Below are 17349 nucleotides of genomic sequence, written 5' to 3' on the forward strand. Positions count from 1 at the left end.
GCCTCCCGCGAGAGGCCCGGCACGGCTCAGGCGTAATCGGGCAGCTGTGCCGCGACCTCTTCGGGCGAGGGCATTCCCGCCACCTCGGCGGCGAGCCCGCGCACGGCGTCGGCCACGGCCGGGTCCGCGAGCAGCCGGCGAGCCTTCTCCCGCACGGCCTCGGCCGTCACCTCGTCGCCCAGCAGGCGTTCGCCGACGCCGGCCGTCACCACGGCCTCGGCGTTCGTGAACTGGTCCGCGCCCTGCGGCAGCACGAGCTGCGGCGCGCCGGCGGCGAACGCGCCCATCGTCGTGCCACTGCCGCCGTGGTGCACCACGAGGTCCACGTGCGGCAGCAACTCCGACTGCGGCACCCACGCCTCCAGCCGGACGTTCGCCGGTACCTCGCCGAGAGCCGCGACGTCCACCGCCGGCCCGGTCGCCACCAGCACGTCGGCGTCGAGCGCGGCCAGCCCGGTGATCGCCGCGGTGAGCACGTGCGACTGGCTCATCGGCGTGGTACCCAGCGTCAGGTAGACCAGCGGACGGCTCCGGTCGCGGTTCGCGACGCCCGCGGGCAGGTCGGCGGGCTCGCTCCAGCCGACCGGCCGCAGCGGCAGCCGCCGGGCGCGCGCGAGGAACTCGGGCGACTGCACCGACGGCGGGCAGATGTCGACGAACGGGTTGCCCCACGACGGCCGATCACCGCCGGTGATGCCGAGTTCGGCAGCGTAGTCGTCGAGCGCTCCGTGGATCTCCATCATCAGCCCGTCGGCCGACACCCGGCCGAAGCCGTGGCCCATGGCCGGCAGGCCGGCCTTCCTCGCGGCGAACGCGCCGCCGGAGTTGCCGACCTCGTAGACGACGAGGTCCGGCCGGTCCTGCTCGAAGAGCGCGCCGAGGTCGGCGAGGAACCGCTCGGGCAGCACGCGGCCGAAGACCCTGCCGATCGTCTCGTTCAGGACCTCCTCCGGCACCTCGCGCCGCCGCCGTCCGGGGTCACCGGAGAACTGCGAGGCGAAGGCTTCGTGGATCGTCAGGCCGGCCTTGGCGGGCTCCAGCCCGGCCTTCTCGAGCACCGGGTGGAAGTCCTCCGCCGTCGCGAAGACGACGTGGTGCCCGGCGGCGCGCGCGGCGACCGCCAGGGGCATCAGCGGATAGAGGTGGCCGTGGGACGCGAGGGAGGTGAAGACAAGTCGCACCAGCCCGACGTTAGCGACTCCGCTGCCGGCCGTCAGGCGATTTCGGCGAGAACCCGGCTGGTTCTTTCTTGCTCCGCAACGGATCCGTAAGGCGCGGCCCAAAACTCGGTCACGCCGGCGTCGTGCAGCCGTTTCAGCTGCCCGGCCACGGCGTCCTCGTCGCCGACGACCGCGACGTCTCCCGCGCCCGCCACGCCTTCGCGGTCGAACCCCGCCCGGTACTCGTTCGCGATCGCGGCCATCGCGAAGGTTTCGGCGATCCGCGCCCGGACGCCGGCCTCGTCGGCGGTGACGCACACCGGCAGCCCGGCGATCACGCGCTTCCCGTCCCCGAGTCGCGGCACGATGTGCCCGGCGAGCGTGCGCGGCCCGGTCAGCCACGTCACCGTGCCGTCGGCGAGCTCACGCGCCACCCGCAGCATCGCCGGCCCCAGCGCCGCCACGACCACCGACGGCGCCCGCGCCCCGGGCACCGCCACCGACCCGACGGCCGTGAGCGTTTCCCCTTGGTGCACAACACTTTCCCCGCGCAGCAACGGGTTCAACAGGGTGAGGTACTCGCGCATCCGCCGCGCCGGCCGGTCGGTGGCCAACCCGAACACCGGCCCCACCATCGCCCCGATGCCCGCACCGACACCGAGCGTCAGGCGGTTGCCCGTCACGGCCTGCACGCTCAGCGCCTGGCCCGCCAGCACCAGCGGGTGCCGCTGCGGTACGGGCACCACGGCCGTCCCGAACCGGAGGCCTTCGACGTGCCCCACGGCGGCCAGCGCCACCATCGCGTCCCAGCCGAACCCCTGGCTCACCCACGCCGTCGCGAACCCGGCCGCCGCCGCTTCCCGCGCCTGGTGGAGCAGCTCAGCCGCCCCGGCCGGGCCGCGCAGGTCCCCGATCGCGATCCCGATCTGCACTCGGTCCTCCTAAGCGGGGTGCCACCCCAGTTGTGTCCGGCTACGATACGGAGGGCCACCCCACTTCCGCAACCATGGAGGAAAAGCCGATGCGAGCCGACGCCCGCCGCAACTACGAGCGGGTGCTCGCGACGGCCGTCGAGGTCGTCGCGGACCAGGGAGCGGAGGCGTCGCTGGAGGAGATCGCGCGGCGCGCGGGCGTCGGGTCGGCGACTCTGCACCGCCACTTCCCGGGCCGGGCCGCACTCCTGGAGGCGGTGTTCCACGAACGCGTCGAAGGCTTGTGCGCGCGAGCCGCGGAGCTGGAAACCGCCGCACAGCCGGGAGAAGCGCTGGTCACGTGGCTGCGCGCGGTCGTCGCGCACGCGGCGGAGGCCCGCGGCCTCGGAGCGGCCCTGCTGATCGGCGCCAAGGAGGGCCGCGAGTACCACGCGAAGATCCGCGACGCCGGCCACCGGCTGCTCACGCGCGCCCAGCGAGCCGGCGAGGCGAACGAAGCCGGCATCGACGACCTGCTCCTGCTCGTCAACGCCATCTCCCTCGCGACCGAGGACGACGCCGCGCGCGCCGAAGCGCTGCTCGGCCTCGTGGTCGAGGGCATCCGGCGCGAGCACCCGTAACCTGATCCGGTGCCGACCACCCTGAACTCCGAACTGCGCGATGCCACCTTCCGTTGGATCGCCGAAGACCCCGACCCCGAGACGCGCGACGAGTTGCAGCGCGTGCTCGCCCGCGCGCTGGGCCAGGAGCCCGGCGCGGCGGACGAGGTCGCCGACCGCATGGCGGGACCGCTCGAGTTCGGCACGGCCGGGCTGCGCGGGCCGGTGCGGGCGGGGCCCAACGGGATGAACGTCGCGGTCGTCACGCGGACCACGGCGGGCGTCGCGCAGTGGCTGAAGGTCAAGGGCCACGAGGGGGGCGTGGTCGTGGTCGGGCGGGACGCGCGGCACGGATCGGAGGCGTTCGCACAGGCGACCGCCGAGGTGCTGACCGCCGCGGGCTTCGCCGTGAAGGTCCTGCCGCAGCCGTTGCCGACGCCGCTGCTCGCGTACTCCGTGAAGCACTACGGCGCGGTCGCCGGGGTCCAGATCACCGCGTCGCACAACCCGCCCGCGGACAACGGCTACAAGCTCTACGACGGCACCGGCGGACAGATCGTGCCACCGTCGGACGGGGAGATCGAGCGGCTCATCCAGGCCGCGCCCGCCGCGATCGGCGTCGAACGCGCGCCCGGCGCCGAGGTCGTCGATCCGCGCCCGGCCTACCTCGCCGATGTCGCGGCCCTTCCCCGCGGAGCTGCGCGCGAGCTGCGCATCGCGGCGACCGCGCTACACGGCGTGGGAGCCGAAACTCTCGAACAGGCACTCGCGCAGGCCGGGTTCACCGACGTCCACTTCGTCGCCGCGCAGTCGCAGCCCGACGCGGACTTCCCCACCGTCTCGTTCCCCAACCCGGAGGAACCCGGCGCCACCGACCTGCTCCTGGCGCTCGCGTCCGAAGTGGACGCCGACCTCGCCGTGGCGCTCGATCCCGACGCCGACCGCTGCGCCCTCGGCGTGCGCGGCCGCGACGGCGTGTGGCGCATGCTCCGCGGCGACGAGACGGGCGTGCTGCTCGGCTCGCACCTGCTGTCCACAACGGACAACACCGATCCCCTCGTGGCCACGACGATCGTGTCGTCGTCACTCCTCGGCGAGCTGGCGAAAGCCGCGGGCGCGCGCTACGCCGAGACGCTGACGGGCTTCAAGTGGCTCGTGCGTGCCGGCGAAGGGCTGATCTTCGCGTACGAAGAAGCGCTCGGGGTGTGCGTGAATCCCGGCTTCGTGCGGGACAAGGACGGCATCGCTGCGTCGGTCTTCGCGGCCGGGTTCGCCGCGGCGCTCAAGGCCGAGGGCCGCACGCCGCTCGACGTGCTCGACGACATCGCGACGCGCCACGGCGTGCACCTCACCGACCAGGTTTCGCTGCGGGTCACCGATCTCGCCGTGCGCAGCGAGCTCGTGGCCGGCCTGCGCGCGCAGCCACCCGCGACGCTGGGCGGCATCGCCGTGACGCTGGAGGACCTGCTGCCCGGCGCCGACGTGCTGCGGCTGCGCGGGGAAGATCTGCGCGTGGTGATCCGCCCGTCGGGCACCGAGCCGAAGCTGAAAGCCTACCTGCAGGTCGTGGCGCAGGTCGAAGGTGACCTCGAAGCGGCTCGCGCCAGCGCGTCGGACCGCCTCAGCGCGGTGCGCCGGGACATCGACACGCTGCTGAGCTGACCGGCGCCGGGACCCCGCGTCCGGGGCCCGGTCCAGCAGGCTCGGTCCGAACAGGCCGGCGACGTCGACCACCAGCAGCACCACGAACGCGGCGATGAACTCCCGTCGCCGCAACGCGATCGCCGGCGCCAGGCCGGCGGGCGCGAGCCACGGACACAGTTCGTCCAGCCCACCGGACCACGGATCGCTGAAGCGGAAGATCGCGCTGACGAACGCTTCGATGAGCGTCACGAGCGTGCCGACGAGCCGGCCACGCCGAGTACCACCAGCGCGGACACGGCGAGCGCCGGCCGCAGTCTGTCGCCCCCCCCACCGGCCCCAGCCTGCCCCGCGCGCACGCCCGCACAAGTGGCAGGCTGCGGGCATGGCCACGTTGCTGATCGTGCACCACACGCCGTCGCCGTCGACGCAGGCGATGTTCGAAGCCGTGCTCGCGGGCGCGAAGCACCCGGACATCGAGGGCGTCGACGTCGTCCGCCGCCCCGCGCTCGGCGCGACCGCCGCGGACGTGCTCGCCGCCGACGGCTATCTGCTCGGCACGCCCGCGAACCTCGGCAGCATGAGCGGTGCGCTCAAGCACTTCTTCGACACCGTCTACTACCCGTGTCTCGACTCGACGCGCGGCCGCCCGTTCGGCGCGTACGTGCACGGCAACAACGACACGTCGGGCACGGTGCGCCAGCTGGATTCCATCACGACGGGGCTGGGCTGGACGCAGGTCGCGGGCCCCGTGCTGGTCACGGGCGAACCGGACAAAGCAGCGCTGGAAGCTTTGCAGGAGCTGGGTGCGACCGTGGCCGCCACGCTCATGGCCTGAATGGACCCCGGAGAATAAGGGGCCTGTCACCGGAAGCCCTGGGGGTCGACCTCCGGCAACAGGCCAGATCAAGGGTTCGCAACGAAGGCGATCAACCTTGACGCCGTCAAGCGTACTACAAACGGCTGATCATGACGAGCCGGGCGCAGGACAAGATCCCGCTCCGGGTTCCGGACACTCCCGGGGCACGGACGTCCGGAGCGGGACGCGGCCACGGTAAACCACTGCATACAGGACCTGTCAACAGATGCGTACAGTAGAGGCGGCGTTACGATCCGGCTGAACGGCGAAGGGGGCGGGCATGCCACGGCAACGCACCTTCGCGCAGAAGCTGAGCGCGTTGATCGAGGCGTCCCGCGCGGACGGCCGGGCTCCGCACAGCTACCGGGAGATGTCGGCGGCGATCGAGCGCGCGGGCGGTCCCGCGATGTCCCCCGCGTACCTGCAGCAGCTGGCCACGGGCAAGCGGATCAACCCGAAGATCCACTACGTCGAGGCGCTGGCGAAGCTGTTCGGCGTGCCCGTCACGTACTTCTTCGACGACGAGGCCGGCCAGCTCACCGACGACGGGCCCGCGGTCGAGGCCAAGCTGATGGCCATGCGCGCGCAGGAGCTCTCGCCGCAAGGCCGGCGGCAGGTGATGGATCTGCTCGACCTCGTCGAACGCTACGAACGCGCCGAACGGGAAGGCCGGAGCGGACCGTGAAGGAACGCGAACTGCGCAGGCGCTGCCGCCGGTCGCTGACGGACCTCGACCTCAGCCCGCCGCTCGACGTCGGGTTGTTGTGCGAGCGCCTCGGCGAGAGCCGCGGGCGGCTGATCCGGCTGATGCCGTACGCGTTGGAGGTGCCCGGTCCGTTCGGCTGCCGGATCGCGACCGCGGCCGCGGACTACCTCTTCTTCCAGCAGGAGACGACCGAAGCGCACCAGGACCACATCATCCTGCACGAGCTGGGCCACCTGCTCGCCGACCACGAACCCCGCGGCGACGCGCAGCCGGCCGCTTTCCTGCGCGGACCGGCGCCCGACCTGGAGGACATCGACGGTGACGCGGTGCGCCACGCGCTGCGCCGCACCTCCTACGACGAGGCCCACGAGTGGGGGGCGGAGACCGTCGCCACGATCATCCTCGAATGGGCGTCGGTGCTGAACTACACGACCCCGCGCAGCGCGGCCGACCGCGACCTGCGCCGCATCCAGGGCACGGTCGGAGACCGTGGCGCACCTACCAGCTCGTGCTCTCGCCGCGGCTGCCGAACTGGGCCGTGACGGTGACCATCGCGGCGTTCGCGCTGGCGTTCCTGTGGCAGCAACGCGGCATCTCCGCGTGGTTCGACGGCGTGACCACGCCGGGTGGTGCGCGGCTGGCGGTCAACGTGCTGCTGTCGTGCGGGGTCTGCTCACTGCTGATCTTCTTCCTCGGCTCCGCGCTCGGCCCGCCCCGGGCGCGGCGCGTCGCGCTGGAGTTCGTGCCGCTGGGCGCGGCGATCGCGGTGCTGACCGTCGGCACGGCCGTGACGCCGGTGCCGCTGCGGGGCGCGGCCCTCGGCCCGGCCACGGTGCACGAACCCGGGATCGCGCTGTTCTACCTCGGCGGCGGGCTGTACCTGATCTACGCGATCACGGCGTGTGCCGTGTGGATCGTGCGCTACCAGCGTGTGGCCGACCCGCACCTGCGCACGGGGCTGCGGATCGGTGCGGCGAGCCTGGCGGCGGCCGCCGCGGGGAGCGTGTTCCGGGCGCTGTACACGGTCTTCGCATTGTTCGGCGCGGTGGTGCCGGTACTGCTCTGGCCGGGGATCCCGCTGGTGATCGTCGGCAGTTTGCTCTTCCTCGCCGGCATCACCTACCCGGGGGTGCGGGCGCGCTTCGCCGCGCTGGCCCAGCGGCGGCGCCACCGGTCCGACCACGCGCGGCCGGCTCCACTGTGGACGTTTCTGGTCAAGGCGTACCCCAGCATCGTGCTGCGGACGCCACCCGGGCACCCGTGGCGCGAGCGGTTCGTCGTGCACCGGCGCTACTACCGGCGCGTGATCGAAATCCGCGACGGGCTGGTGCAGCTGAGCCCGTACCTGGAAGCGGATCCGGCGTCGCTCGCCGCCGACGAGCCGGCTGCCGCGGCGGCGGCGCTGCGTTCGGCGCTCGCGCGGCACGCAGCCGGCGAGGCGAGCGACGGGCGGGCCAAGCTCGTGCTGCCCGGCGGCAGCGACCTCGAATCGGACGTGCGGCCGCCGCTGTCGCTCGCGGCTTCGCTGTCTTCCGCGCCAGGAAGGGAAAACTGACCCGTGGACACGCTCATCACGGCGGCGCGCGTACTGGCGCGCCCCTCGGACCCGATCGACGGTGGCGCCGTCCTCGTGCGCGACGGTGTGCTCGCCGCCGTCGGCCACCGCGGCGACGTGGCCGCGGCGGCCGTCGACCCGGTGGTGCGAGACTTCCCGGACGCGACGGTGCTGCCGGGCCTGTTCAACGTCCACGTGCACCTGTCCTTCGACGCGACGCGCGAGATGCTGCCGGCGTTCCTGGCGAGCGACGACGCTTCGCTCGCCCGGGCCGCCGAAGACCACCTCGGGCAACTGCTGCGCAGCGGCGTCACGACCGTGCGCGACCTGGGCGGCCGGACGGTGCTGAAGCCCACGGGCGGCCCGCGCGTGCTCGCGTCGGGCCCGCCGCTGACCGTCCCGGATGGACACTGCCACTTCTTCGGCGGCGCGGTCTCCTCGGACGCCGAGATCCGCACCCTCGTGGACGCCAACGCAGCCGCGGGCGCCGACGTGATCAAGGTCATGGCCGGCGGCGGCCAGATCACCGAGGGCGGCGCCGAGATGTGGGAATCCCAGTTCTCCCAGCGGCAGCTGGAGATCGTCGTCGCGCAGGCCGCCCGCCACGGCCTGCCGGTCGCCGCCCACGCCCACGGCGCCGACGCCATCGCCGCGTCCGCCGAAGCCGGCGTCTCCACGATCGAACACTGCACCTTCATGTCCGGCCCCGGCCGGACCGACCTCCGCCCCGCGGTGGCCCGGTGGATGGCCGCCGCCGGAATCTCCGCGTGCTCCACCAGCAGCCGCAACTGGCGGCTGATGGCCGAGCGCATGGGCGAGGAGGTGGCGCGCCGCGTTTACGGCCGCCTCCCCTGGCTCGAAGAACACGGCGTGCGGTTGTTGTCCGGCACCGACGCCGGCCTCCCGGGCTCGACGTTCGACGATCGGATCCGCCGCCGGGAGAAGCCCAGCCACTCGTAGAGCTCCAGCGCGCCCACGGGACCTGTCGTCGGTGACGGGCCGGCTGGCCGCCGGGTTGTCGGCCGACGTGCTCGTCGTGAACGGGGATCCGCTGACCGAGCTGTCGGCGCTGCGGAAGCCGCTGCTGGTGCTGGCGCAGGGGGTTGTGGCTTCCAGAGCCCACGGCGCGCTGACCAGCACGTCGCCGCTGGTTGAGCCGTTCTCGATCAAGGTTGTTGACCTTGATCACGGCCCCTTTCGATACATGTGCGTATTGAGTACGCTCGTGTATCGAAAGCGGGAGGTCCCCATGAGTGAGCCGGCGGCGCAGCGCGTGCCGCGGCGGCGGGCGGAGACCCGGCGGCGCCTGCTCGAGGCAGCGCTCCCGGTGTTCGCGGAAGAGGGTTTCGGGAAGTCCACTGTGGAGCAGGTCTGCGAGCGCGCCGGGTACACGCGGGGTGCGTTCTACTCGAACTTCGCCTCGCTCGACGAGTTGTTCCTGGCCATGTGGGAGCACCGGTCGGCGGAGATGATCGCCGCCGTGCGGGAGAAGTTCGACGGGCTGGGCGAGATCGAGCTGCCCGACGTGCGGTCCGTGGTGGAGTTCGTGCTGCCCGCGATTCCCGTGGACGACGCGTGGTTCCGCGTGAGCGCGGAGTTCACTGCCCACGCCCTGCGCAACCCGGGCCTGCGACGCGTGATGACGGCCCGCGAAGAGGCGATCGCCGACGCCCTGCTGCCGCTGGTGGTGCAGCTGCTCGCGCGCGCCGGCCGCACGGTGCCCGACCGGGCCGCGCTGGCGCAGGCGCTCGTCGCGATGCACGACGGCACGAGTGCGCAGTGCCTGATGGACCCGGACAACCCGCGGGTGTGGGAGCGCCGCTCCGAGCTGTGCGAACGCGTGGTTCTGGCCTACACGGAGGAGCTGGCGTGAGATCGTTCGAACCGGACGCGCTGGTCATCGGCGCGGGGCTGGCCGGGCTCGTCGCGACGCACGAGCTGGTGAAGGCCGGCCGCCGCGTGCTCGCGGTGGAGCAGGAAAACCGCGCGAACCTCGGCGGCCAGGCGTTCTGGTCGCTCGGCGGGCTGCTGTTCGTCGACAGTCCCGAGCAACGCCGCCTCGGCATCAAGGACTCCTACGAGCTCGCGCTGCGCGATTGGCTCGACTCCGCCGGCTTCGACCGCGAAGACGAAGATTTGTGGGCCCGCCGCTGGGCCGAGGCGTACGTGCGCTTCGCGACCTTCGAGAAACGCCGGTACCTGTACGACCTCGGCCTGCGCGTGACGCCGCTCGTCGGCTGGGCCGAACGGGGCGGCGGCATCGCCGGCGGGCACGGCAACTCCGTGCCGCGCTTCCACCTCACGTGGGGCACCGGCCCCGAGGTCGTGCGTGTGTTCGCCGAGCCCGTGCTCACCGCCGAAAGCCGTGGCCAGGTGCGGTTCGCGTTTCGCCACCAGGTCGACGAGCTCGTGGTCACCGACGGTGCTGTCACCGGCGTGCGCGGCACGATCCTCGAGCCGAGCGGCGAACCGCGCGGGGTGAAGTCGACGCGCGACAAGGCCGGCGAGTTCGAGCTGTCGGCGAAAGCCGTGCTCGTCAGCTCCGGCGGCATCGGCCACAACCACGAACTGGTGCGCCGCAACTGGCCCGTCGAACGCCTCGGCCCGGCGCCGCGGACGATGATCCCCGGCGTGCCGGCGCATGTGGACGGCCGGATGATCGGCATCAGCGAAACCGCCGGCGCGCGTGTGGTCAACCGCGACCGCATGTGGCACTACGTCGAGGGCATCCACAACTGGGACCCGATCTGGCCCGACCACGCGATCCGGATCATCCCCGGGCCGTCGTCGCTGTGGTTCGACGCGACCGGGCACCGGCTGCCCGCCCCCAACTTCCCCGGGTTCGACACCAACAGCACGCTCAAGGCCGTGCTCTCGACCGGCTACGACTACTCGTGGTTCGTGCTCACGCAGACGATCCTCGAGAAGGAGTTCATGCTGTCGGGCTCGGAGCAGAACCCGGACCTCACGGCGAAGAGCCTCAAACAGACGCTCGCCGCCCGGGCGAGCAAGGGCGCGCCGGGACCGGTCGACGCGTTCAAACGCCACGGCGTGGACTTCGTCGTCGCCGACGACTTGCCCGCGCTCGTCGAGGGCATGAACAAGATCGCCCGCGGCCCGGCACTCGACGTTTCCGCGCTGGAGCGGCAGATCGTGGCGCGCGACCTGGAGGTCGGCAACCGCTACTCGAAGGACCTGCAGCTGATGGCCATCGCCAACGCCCGGCGGTTCGTCGGGGACCGCGTGGCGCGCGTCGCCAAGCCACACCGGATCCTCGACCCGGCGCACGGACCGCTGATCGCCGTGCGGCTGAACATCCTGACCCGCAAGACGCTCGGCGGCGTGCAGACGGATCTCGACTCGCGCGTGCTGCGGGCCGACGGGTCACCGCTGCCCGGCCTGTACGCGGCGGGCGAAGTCGCCGGCTTCGGCGGCGGCGGGGTGCACGGCTACAACGCGCTGGAGGGCACGTTCCTCGGCGGCTGCATCTTCTCGGGCCGCGCCGCCGGCCGGGCGATGGCCCGGGTGGTGCCGTGACCCGCCGCGTGACCGGCACCGTCGTGGACGTCGACGGGATCGCCCTCCACCTGTGCGAAGACGGTCCGGCCGACGCCCCCGCCGTGCTGCTCGTCCACGGCTTCAGCGGCTCACTGCACTCCTGGGACCGCCTCACGCCGCTGCTGTCCGGCCGCCACCGCGTGCTGCGCGCCGACCTGCGCGGCCACGGCTGCACGGGCGGCCACACCGGTCTCGACGCGCGCTCGCAGGCGACGACCCTCGCGGCCGCGCTGAAGCTCGCCGGCGCCGGCCGCGTGACGGCCGTCGGGCACTCGTTCGGCGCGGACGTCGTGCTGGAACTGGCCGCGCTGTCCGCGATCGTCGACCGGATCGTCCTCATCGGACAGGCGCCGGACTACAGCCTCGCCACCTTCCCGCCGGGCAACGGGTTGCTGGCGGTGCCGTTCGTCGGCCGCCTGCTGCACCGCCTGGCGGGTGCCGCGCCCGTCGAACTGGCGCTGCGACCCACCCGCCTGCGCCAGGCCCACGCCGACTTCTGCGTCACGAGCCCGGCCATGGCGCAGGCCGTGCTGATCGAACGGCGCCGGCTGCTGACCACGCGCCCGCTCGACGCGCAGGTCGCCGCGCTCGGCCTGCCCACGCTGGCCATCCTCGGCCGCCGCGACCGCCTCTACGACCAGGCGTCCGCGGCTGTCCGTTACCGGGCCGCCGGCGCGCGCGTCGAGGTGCTGGACGCCGGCCACACCCCCTTCACCGACCGGCCGGACGAGGTCGCCGCGCTGGTCGAGCACTTCGCGCGCGAAGGCTGAACCGGCCCCGCCGAGGGGGCGGGGCCGTTTGCGGCCACCTGCGCGCGAGAACGGGAACAGCCCCGCCGGATCGCTCCGGCGGGGCTGTTCCGCGTTGCTCGGTCGGTGGCTGGGTCAGGCGGGGTTCGCCGGCGTCACCAGCGCGTTCACCGTCGCCGCGACCTCGGCCAGCGCGACCTGCTGTTGCTCACGCGTGGCCAGGCTGCGGACGGTCACGTTGCCGCCGTCCCAGTCCTCCTGGCCGACGATCACCACGGCCGACGCCCCGGCCTTGTCGGCGCGGGTGAGTTCCTTGCCGAGCTTGCGGTGCTCCAGGGGCGTCGACGTGCGCAGGCCCGAGGCACGCAGCCTGGCCGCGACCTGGCGGGCCGCGTCGGCGAGCTCCTCGGTGACGGGGATGACCATCACGTCGACCTCGTTGCGCGGACTCGGGGTGAGGCCGTGGGTGTCGAGGAAGTCGATGAGCGTGACGTCGCCCATGCCGAAGCCGATGCCCGGGATGCGCTCCTTGGTGAACAGCGACGCGAGGTCGGCGTAGCGGCCGCCCCCGAACAGCGCGCGGCGGTTCTTCGGCGACGTGTCGAAGACCTCGAACACGGTCGACGTGTAGTACGCCAGCCCGCGCACGATCATCGGCTCGAACTTCACGAGGCTCGCGGCCGAGCTGGACAGCACCCGGACCAGGTTGGACTGCTCCTTGACGTCGGCGGGCAGCTCGTCGAGCAGCGCTTCGCCCGCACCCAGCAACTCGGTGAGCTTCTCGAACTGCTTGTCCGCCAGGCCGATCTCCTCGGCGGTCGCCGCGTGCTCCTCGTGCGACGACTTCTCCCAGCGGTCCACGAGCCCGAAGACGGCCGGCAGGTGCTCCGGCGCCACACCCACGACGTCGGTGAGCGCCGACGTCAGCAGGTTCCGGTCGTTCACGCGCACGGCGAACATGTCCGGCGTCGCGCCGACGGAACCCATCAGGTCGTGGATGAGCTCGAACATCTCGATCTCGCAGTTCGCGCTCTCGGAACCGAAGATGTCCGCGTTGATCTGCCAGTGCTCGCGCACGCGGCCGCGCTGCGGGCGTTCGTAGCGGAAGCAGTTCGGGTGGCTGTACCAGCGCACCGGGAACGACAGCGACTTCGCGTTGCCCGCGATCATCCGCGCGACCGACGGCGTCATCTCCGGGCGCAGCGCCAGCCGCTCCCCGCCGCGTGTGGTCAGCGTGTACAGCTGCTGGTCCGCGATCTCCTGCCCCGACTTCCGCTCGTAGATCTCGGCGGGCTCGAGGACGGGTCCGTCGTAGCGCAGGAAGCCGTAGCGCTCCAGCACTTCGTAGAGATGGCCGAACACCTGCGTGCGGACGGACATTTCGGCGGGGAGGAAGTCTCGGGTCCCCTTGACAGGCGCGGTCGACAGGTATTCAGGCACGTCATCAAGCTTAACGACCGCGTCGTGCGGTCACCCGAACGCACCCCATAGGCGGTGACCAGCAGCGCCGCGCCCAGCAGCGCCGCGCCCGCGGTGGTGATCGACATGCCGGCGCGCGTGCGCAGCATGGCGAGGAAGAAGCCGCCGGACTGCGCGAGCACGCCGAAGAGCAGCAGGAAGCAGACGACCCATCGCGTGGTGTCGCCCAGGGCCGTCCGGTCGAGGACCTGCAGCACGACCAGCGCGAGCACCAGCAGCACGCCCGCGTGCGCGTGGCCGGCGCGGAACAGGCCGCGCTGCCCGTCGGTGAGCTGCCCGCGCCTGAGCACGCCCATCAGCGCGTAACCCCCGTACATCACGGTGGGCAGCGACACGAGCGCGATGACGGTGAAGAGCTGAACGAGGTCGTGCAGGGCCTTCTCCTCCCAGGGGTTACAGGTGAGCATGACACTGTTTTAAAACGCTGTCACACTACGGGCGAATGGCCGCGTGCCAGCCCGTGATGTCGTGGTCGAGCTGGTGGTCTCACGGTGAGCCGAACTCGCTCTTCGGGGCCGTACAGTCGATCGATGACTTCCCCGCCGTCCACCGAGCAGTTCCTGCGCACCTTCCACGACCACCACCCCGGCAAGCAGAGCGAGAGCATCCGCGACGTCCTGACACCCGGTGGCCGGACCGCCTACGAGACGTTCGCCGACCACGTCGGCAGCGCCGAGCGGGTGCTCGACCTCGGGTGCGCGGACGGGGAGCTGCTCTCGATCTTCGCCGCTCGCGGAGCGCATCGGTTGGCGGGAATCGATCTTTCGCTGAACGAACTCGCGTTCGCGCGCAGGCGGCCGGAGCTGGCGAACGCGGAGCTGCGACTGGGCCGGGCGCAGGAGCTGCCGTGGGACGCCGGGGCGTTCGACGCGGTCGTCTCGCACATGGCGTTCATGGTGATGAGCGACCCGGAGGCAGTTGCGGCCGAGGCGGCGCGGGTGCTCGCCCCCGGCGGGCGGTTCGCGGTTGCCGTGGGAAGCGGTGGTGCCGAGGCCGGTGATGCGATCGAGTTGTTCCGGTCGCTCGCTGTGCCGCTCTTCCGCGCGGCTCGCGCCAAGGGGTTGCTACCGAAGTTCGGTGATCGGCGGCCCCGGACGAGGGAAGGGCTCGACGAGATCCTCGGGCCGGCGGGGTTCGCGCCGATGGCGTGGGAGCGGATCACCATCCGGCACCGTGGCACTCCGGCGAGGGTGTGGCAGGACAACGTGGCGACGTTCTACGAGATGTCGTCGGTGCCGGCGGATGAGGTTGCCCGGCTGCGGGAGAGGTTCCTGGCGGAGGCCGAAAAGCTTGCGGTGGACGGGGTGGTGCCGTGGGCGATGGGGATCGACGTTGCCACCACCCGGCTCGTGGGGGCCGGCGCGTAGTGCGGGGCGCGACGGTGCGCCCGGTGGAACGCCGACACCCCGCCGCCCCGGGCCCCGCCGCTGTTCGGTGGTGTCGGCGGCGGGGTTTCTCGCCGCACCGGGTCAGAAGCCGTCGCAGGAGGCGGTGGCGAACTGGCCGGTCGCGGTCGCGGTCTTCGACTCCTGGCCGTCGACGACGACCTTGCAGGTAGCGCTTCCGCCGTCGGCACCGGTCGTGACGGTGAGCGTGCCGCCCTTCAGCAGGCCCTGGGCGGTGACGTCCTTCGACCACGGCAGCTTGGCCTGTTCCTGGTTGGTGGACAGGTCGCTGCCGGACATCGTGGAGTAGGTGATCGTGGCGTCCTTCGCGGAGCCGGTCACCTCGTAGTGGACCGTGACGCTGCGGTTGGCCTCGGTGTTCAGGTCGTTGACGGCCTTGGTGGTCGTCGCGGCCCACACGATGCAGATGATCAGGCCGATCACGGACAGGACCAGGCCGGTGATCGTGAGGCCCTTGTTCGTCGCACGGTGCTTGCGGATCCGGCCGAGCCCGACGGCGGCGAAGATGATGCCGAGGATGACCAGAGGCCAGGCGACCAGCCCGATGATCGGGATGAAGGAGAAGATCAGGCCGATCAGCCCCAGCACGAATCCGGCGGTACCGAGCCCGTTCTTCGGGGCGGGCGGCACGGGCGCGGCCTGCTGGGGGAAGGACTGCTGCGGGTAAGGCTGGCTCAAGGTTTCGTTCTGCTTTCGGTGTCGGGGTTTTCGTGGTGAAGACGGCAAGCCTCAGGCATGTCGGCGCCCGCACCCTTTCGGTTACGCGCCACAGCAAGGTGTTATGTCCGTGTTATCTCGGCTCGCCGCGTTCGCGCGCGTCGTCCGGTGCAGGCGCCAGGCCCGTCCTGTCCGGGGAAGTCGCGGTGTCTACGCCTACGGCTGCGCTCGGGTGAACCGCAACGTGAAAGTCGCCCCCGCGCCGGGCACGCCGGCGGCCGCGATGGTGCCGCCGTGGCCGGTGACGACTTCGTGGACCAGGGCGAGCCCCAGGCCGAAGCGGCGGCCTTCGCCGGAGGAGCCGTGGGAGAAGCGTTCGAACAGGCGCTCGGCGTCTTTCTGCGGGAAGCCCGTGCCGGTGTCGGCGACGCGGAGTTCGACGTGGCGGTCGTCCGGGTTGGCGAGGGTCACCTCGATCGAGCCGCCGGGTGGGGTGTGGCCGAGGGCGTTGTCCAGCAACGCGGAGAGGACGCGGCGAAGCGCGGCGGGGACACCGGGCACCACATCGGCGAGGTCGGGTGAGCGCGACACCGAGATCCGGACCCGCCGGTCGCCCGCTCGCACCGACTCCGCCTCGACGGCCTGCTCCGCGAGCAACCCCAGCCGGACCGGCTCCAGGGACGGCCGTTCGTTGCAAGCCTGGGTGGCCAGCAAGAGATCCTCGACGACCTCGCCCAGTTCGCGAGTGCCGAACGCCAGCTGATCCAGCTCAGCGGACGGCACCGGCGACGAACGCGCGCGCCGGGCCAGCAGTTGCGCCCGCGTGTGCAGCCGGGTCAGCGGTGCCCGGAGTTCGTGCGACGCGTCGGCCACGAAGGTCCGTTGCCGGCGCAGGGCCTCGCCCAGGGGACGGATCGCGCGACCCGCCAGCACGAAACCGCTCGCCACTGACACCACCAGCACCACCAGTTCGGCCACGACCAGCCCGACGACGAGCTGCTGACGGTCGGCGATCAAGTAGTGCTCGTCCACGAAGACCTGCCACAGCTGCCCGTTCCGGCTGACCGTGCGGACGGTGTAGGTCGAACCGCCCAGCGAAAGCTCGGTGGTCCCCACCGCACCGGCGGGCGGTGGCACGAACGGCAACGCGGCGGGCACGTGGCCCGTGGGCGTCACCAGGAAAACGCACCCCGGCGGTGTGGCCGACAGCCCCTGCGCCAGCGTGTGGTCGATCTGCCGCGAGATCTCCACGCGCTGGCCGTGCACCAGCACGAAGTATGCGATCACCCCGGCGGCGAGCACGACCAGCGTGATCACCACGGCGATCTGGCTCGCGATCGTCCGCCGCGCGCGCCGGAGGGCGAGCGCGTCCGGGTCGACGACCGCCGTCACATGGCTCCGATCTGGTAGCCGAGGCCGTGGACGGTCTTCACGACGTCGCGGCCGAGTTTGCGTCTCAGGTAGTAGACGTAGGTGTCCACAATGGATTCACCGGTCGAGTCGGAGAACACGTGGGTGCGCAGGGAAGCGCGCGGGTGGATGGCCTTCGGCCGCTGCGCGAGCGTGCGCAGGAGCTCGAACTCGCGGCCGGACAGCGTCACGCGTTCGCCGCGCGCGAGTACGACTTCGCGGCGCTGCAGGTCGAGCGCGGCCGTCCCCAGCGGGAGGCACTCGGCGCCTTCCCAGTCCCGGCGGCACAACGCGCGCAGCCGGGCCAGCAGTTCGTCGGTCTCGAACGGTTTCACCAGGTAGTCGTCAGCACCCGCGTCGAGGCCGTGGACGCGGTCGGCCAGCTCACCCAGCGCCGAGAGCACCAGCACGCGCGCGGTCACGGCGCGGCGCCGCAATCCGGCCAGCACCGCCAGCCCGTCCATCACCGGCAGGCGGCGGTCGAGGACGATCACGTCGAAGCGCCCGGTGAGGCCGAGGTGCAGGCCGCGCTGGCCGTCGTGGGCAAGCTCGACGTGGTAGCCGGATTCGGTGAACAGCTCGGCGAGCATTCCGGCCAGCTCACGATCGTCCTCCACCAGGAGCACCCGGGCTGCGGT

At 72.1% G+C, this 17349-nt stretch carries 17 protein-coding genes and 1 pseudogene; 11 read left to right on the forward strand and 7 right to left on the reverse strand.

Annotation, left to right across the window (positions count from 1 at the left end):
* Positions 1 to 26: 26 nt before the first annotated feature.
* Both I6J71_RS39485 and I6J71_RS39490 read right to left on the reverse strand, forming a co-directional pair.
* The gene (locus I6J71_RS39485) at positions 27 to 1181 is read right to left on the reverse strand and encodes a glycosyltransferase (protein ID WP_204091521.1); all 1155 of its coding nucleotides are present in this window, start codon (positions 1179 to 1181) and stop codon (positions 27 to 29) included.
* A 32-nt stretch (positions 1182 to 1213) separates the two neighbouring features.
* Positions 1214 to 2092 carry a TIGR03564 family F420-dependent LLM class oxidoreductase gene (locus I6J71_RS39490; RefSeq protein WP_204091522.1) on the reverse strand — a complete coding sequence of 293 codons (879 nt, stop codon included), beginning with the start codon at positions 2090 to 2092 and terminating at the stop codon, positions 1214 to 1216.
* Between the two features lie 89 nt (positions 2093 to 2181).
* On the opposite strand from I6J71_RS39490, the gene I6J71_RS39495 reads away from it, so the two are divergent.
* From I6J71_RS39495 to I6J71_RS39540, 10 genes are all read left to right on the forward strand, one after another.
* Positions 2182 to 2712 carry a TetR/AcrR family transcriptional regulator gene (locus tag I6J71_RS39495; RefSeq protein WP_239154170.1) on the forward strand — a complete coding sequence of 177 codons (531 nt, stop codon included), beginning with the start codon at positions 2182 to 2184 and terminating at the stop codon, positions 2710 to 2712.
* A gap of 9 nt (positions 2713 to 2721) precedes the next feature.
* The gene (locus tag I6J71_RS39500; protein WP_204091524.1) at positions 2722 to 4353 is read left to right on the forward strand and encodes a phospho-sugar mutase; all 1632 of its coding nucleotides are present in this window, start codon (positions 2722 to 2724) and stop codon (positions 4351 to 4353) included.
* 364 nt (positions 4354 to 4717) lie between these two features.
* Positions 4718 to 5170 (forward strand): flavodoxin family protein, encoded by a 453-nt coding sequence (locus tag I6J71_RS39505; protein ID WP_204091525.1) that lies wholly within the window; start codon positions 4718 to 4720, stop codon positions 5168 to 5170.
* 301 nt (positions 5171 to 5471) lie between these two features.
* The gene (locus tag I6J71_RS39510; RefSeq protein ID WP_204091526.1) at positions 5472 to 5876 is read left to right on the forward strand and encodes a helix-turn-helix transcriptional regulator; all 405 of its coding nucleotides are present in this window, start codon (positions 5472 to 5474) and stop codon (positions 5874 to 5876) included.
* Positions 5873 to 6439, forward strand: a complete 567-nt coding sequence (locus I6J71_RS39515) for a hypothetical protein (protein WP_204091527.1) — start codon at positions 5873 to 5875, stop codon at positions 6437 to 6439. Before I6J71_RS39510 ends, I6J71_RS39515 begins: the two co-directional genes overlap by 4 nt.
* A complete protein-coding gene (locus tag I6J71_RS39520; RefSeq protein WP_204091528.1) occupies positions 6406 to 7452 on the forward strand; it encodes an MAB_1171c family putative transporter in 1047 nt (348 codons plus the stop codon). Before I6J71_RS39515 ends, I6J71_RS39520 begins: the two co-directional genes overlap by 34 nt.
* 3 nt (positions 7453 to 7455) lie before the next feature.
* Positions 7456 to 8412 (forward strand): amidohydrolase family protein, encoded by a 957-nt coding sequence (locus I6J71_RS39525; protein WP_239154171.1) that lies wholly within the window; start codon positions 7456 to 7458, stop codon positions 8410 to 8412.
* 289 nt (positions 8413 to 8701) lie between these two features.
* Complete coding sequence (locus I6J71_RS39530; RefSeq protein ID WP_239154172.1) at positions 8702 to 9325, forward strand: TetR/AcrR family transcriptional regulator; 624 nt, start codon at positions 8702 to 8704, stop codon at positions 9323 to 9325.
* Complete coding sequence (locus I6J71_RS39535) at positions 9322 to 10989, forward strand: FAD-binding dehydrogenase (protein WP_204091529.1); 1668 nt, start codon at positions 9322 to 9324, stop codon at positions 10987 to 10989. The genes I6J71_RS39530 and I6J71_RS39535 overlap by 4 nt, the downstream gene beginning before the upstream one ends.
* A complete protein-coding gene (locus I6J71_RS39540; RefSeq protein WP_204091530.1) occupies positions 10986 to 11780 on the forward strand; it encodes an alpha/beta fold hydrolase in 795 nt (264 codons plus the stop codon). The genes I6J71_RS39535 and I6J71_RS39540 overlap by 4 nt, the downstream gene beginning before the upstream one ends.
* A 114-nt stretch (positions 11781 to 11894) precedes the next feature.
* Here I6J71_RS39540 and hisS read toward each other — a convergent pair whose 3' ends face one another.
* Entirely contained in the window at positions 11895 to 13199 is a 1305-nt protein-coding gene (gene hisS / locus I6J71_RS39545; RefSeq protein WP_204091531.1) for a histidine--tRNA ligase, read from the reverse strand.
* Between the two features lie 41 nt (positions 13200 to 13240).
* Positions 13241 to 13645 (reverse strand): annotated as a pseudogene (locus tag I6J71_RS39550) (hypothetical protein); the annotation flags it as partial.
* A 123-nt stretch (positions 13646 to 13768) separates the two neighbouring features.
* Between I6J71_RS39550 and I6J71_RS39555 the strand changes: the two are divergent.
* Positions 13769 to 14605: a bifunctional 2-polyprenyl-6-hydroxyphenol methylase/3-demethylubiquinol 3-O-methyltransferase UbiG gene (locus I6J71_RS39555; protein WP_204091532.1), complete on the forward strand. Its 837-nt coding sequence runs from the start codon at positions 13769 to 13771 to the stop codon at positions 14603 to 14605.
* Between the two features lie 102 nt (positions 14606 to 14707).
* On the opposite strand, the gene I6J71_RS39560 is transcribed toward I6J71_RS39555, so the two are convergent.
* The 3 genes from I6J71_RS39560 to I6J71_RS39570 form a co-directional block, all read right to left on the reverse strand.
* Positions 14708 to 15322 (reverse strand): MmpS family transport accessory protein, encoded by a 615-nt coding sequence (locus I6J71_RS39560; RefSeq protein ID WP_204091533.1) that lies wholly within the window; start codon positions 15320 to 15322, stop codon positions 14708 to 14710.
* 195 nt (positions 15323 to 15517) lie between these two features.
* Positions 15518 to 16693 (reverse strand): cell wall metabolism sensor histidine kinase WalK, encoded by a 1176-nt coding sequence (locus I6J71_RS39565; protein WP_204091534.1) that lies wholly within the window; start codon positions 16691 to 16693, stop codon positions 15518 to 15520.
* Positions 16690 to 17337: a response regulator transcription factor gene (locus tag I6J71_RS39570; RefSeq protein WP_204091535.1), complete on the reverse strand. Its 648-nt coding sequence runs from the start codon at positions 17335 to 17337 to the stop codon at positions 16690 to 16692. The genes I6J71_RS39565 and I6J71_RS39570 overlap by 4 nt, the downstream gene beginning before the upstream one ends.
* Positions 17338 to 17349 lie beyond the last annotated feature (12 nt).

It is taken from the genome of Amycolatopsis sp. FDAARGOS 1241 (genome assembly GCF_016889705.1).
In the GTDB taxonomy this organism is placed as follows: domain Bacteria; phylum Actinomycetota; class Actinomycetes; order Mycobacteriales; family Pseudonocardiaceae; genus Amycolatopsis.

Bases quoted from the DNA above. Each gene is read 5' to 3' on its own strand.
- I6J71_RS39495 (WP_239154170.1), top strand. From the start codon at position 2,182: ATGCGAGCCGACGCCCGCCGCAACTACGAGCGGGTGCTCGCGACGGCC.
- I6J71_RS39505 (WP_204091525.1), top strand. From the start codon at position 4,718: ATGGCCACGTTGCTGATCGTGCACCACACGCCGTCGCCGTCGACGCAG.
- I6J71_RS39510 (WP_204091526.1), top strand. From the start codon at position 5,472: ATGCCACGGCAACGCACCTTCGCGCAGAAGCTGAGCGCGTTGATCGAG.
- I6J71_RS39530 (WP_239154172.1), top strand. From the start codon at position 8,702: ATGAGTGAGCCGGCGGCGCAGCGCGTGCCGCGGCGGCGGGCGGAGACC.
- I6J71_RS39555 (WP_204091532.1), top strand. From the start codon at position 13,769: ATGACTTCCCCGCCGTCCACCGAGCAGTTCCTGCGCACCTTCCACGAC.